A 369-nucleotide genomic window follows, 5' to 3' on the forward strand; every position below is an offset into this window, starting at 1 on the left:
GGCGTTAGGTGTCTACATGGATTCAAGTGAATTCCTAAAGGAAAGTGAAGAAACGGGCACTGTAACAATTGGCAATAAGGTAACTATCACGGGGCACATTGATGAGGATTTTTTATGTCATCAATGTAATTCAGCTCGTATTTATTACGACATCTACGACGCGTATTTTTGTCCAAATTGTAATGTTTGGCTCGAGAAAAGATGCGGTGATCCTAGCTGTATGTACTGCGCAAAAAGGCCTGGAAAGCCGTTGCCAAGCGACGCATAGCAAGAGAAGTGTGAAACACCTAACAAGCGGTTGTAATCGCCGCGAACAGCGCGGCTGGGACGGCTTACGCTACGCTCCAGCCGCCCCTAAACCGAACGTTA

The 369-nt window shown here is 46.6% G+C and carries 1 protein-coding gene; it reads left to right on the forward strand.

The features are described from left to right. Window positions 1-101: 101 nt before the first annotated feature. Window positions 102-369 (forward strand): hypothetical protein (locus B4U49_RS19195; protein ID WP_204902941.1); only part of this gene is annotated, 268 nt, incomplete at its 3' end.

The sequence above is a fragment of the Microbulbifer mangrovi genome (assembly GCF_002009015.1).
Lineage (GTDB): Bacteria > Pseudomonadota > Gammaproteobacteria > Pseudomonadales > Cellvibrionaceae > Microbulbifer > Microbulbifer mangrovi.